Source organism: Paenibacillus sp. OT2-17, from assembly GCF_009827695.1.
GTDB lineage: Bacteria > Bacillota > Bacilli > Paenibacillales > Paenibacillaceae > Paenibacillus > Paenibacillus polymyxa_B.
In genome coordinates, this window is record NZ_WUDQ01000847.1 from 1 (window position 1) to 1,148 (window position 1,148).

Sequence of the window (1,148 nt, forward strand, 5' to 3'; positions counted from 1 at the left end):
CCTCCGACTCCCCAGTCCCCGATTCCCACACTACTCTCGGACTCTGTGGCTACGATCAGGTCGATATCATCAGGGTCTAGGTTCAAATTCTTAAAAGCCTCTCCAATACCCGCCAGATTATCAATAGATAAATACATACCACCAGGTTTGTGATATTCATGACTGTATTCCTGTATAGCCTGGCCTACTGTTGGTGTATAAACAATCGGGAGCATTTCGCTTAGGTGCTCAGAGAGCAAACGATAATAAAGGACGGTATTCCGATTAAAAAGATCATTTAACGCAACATTTTTACGCAAATTATCCGGTTGGCTCTGAAATTGCTCGTAAACCCGCTGAACCTGCTCCTCAATAGTTAATATCGTAGGAGGAAGGAGGCCGTCAAGTCCAAGCTGTTTCCGTTCTTCCAGGGTAAAAGCTACTCCTTTATTCAGCAGTGGGTTGGCAAGTAGATCTTTTCCGGTTAATTTAGTTTCGATAGATCCGTCTTCCGTAAAATGAAAAGCACGCATTTCCAATTCCTTCTTTCTAAAAAATTACATTTAATTAATCCTTGAACAATTCGTGAACAAGTATACGCCTTATTTTAAACCAAGTGAACAAGTATGTTGTGTGAAAAATGGTTATATAAGTGTTTACATAAGAAAAATTATGAAAATGAAAGCGATTTTCAATGTTTTTTGAATGAAAATTTCATTTAATTTTCATGATATTTTCGGAAAATCTTGATTGAATGTGATAATTATCATAGTTTTTTAGGTGTAGTTCGATTAAATGTGCATGAAAAATAGCTTAACTTCATTTTAAATAAACGAAGTTAAGCTATTTTTTGGCTATAGGGATGGTTGAGGGACAAAATTTAATGCTTCGCAGCTCTATGTTTAATGAACATCAGGCATTTAATTCTCCGATGCGATTGACGGCTTCATCAGTAACTGTAGCAGAGCGTTGCATCCAGCTGTTACGCCATTTCAATTGCATGATGATGACGAGGGTAAAGGCACAGAACGTGATTAGGCTCAGAGAGATGAAGCCTGGCATATATGAACCCGTTGATTTGTACAGATGACCCAGTATAAGGGGGAGGAAGTACCCGCCTATGCCACCAGCAGCGCCGACAATGCCGGTCATGAGCCCGATTTCGTTGC

Annotated in this window: 2 pseudogenes; both read right to left on the reverse strand. The window is 39.6% G+C overall.

The annotated features are described in order from the left end of the window. Positions 1-512, reverse strand: a pseudogene (locus tag GRP75_RS27610) (NAD-dependent malic enzyme); the annotation flags it as partial. Between the two features lie 379 nt (positions 513-891). Beyond that, positions 892-1,148 (reverse strand): annotated as a pseudogene (locus GRP75_RS27615) (MFS transporter); the annotation flags it as partial.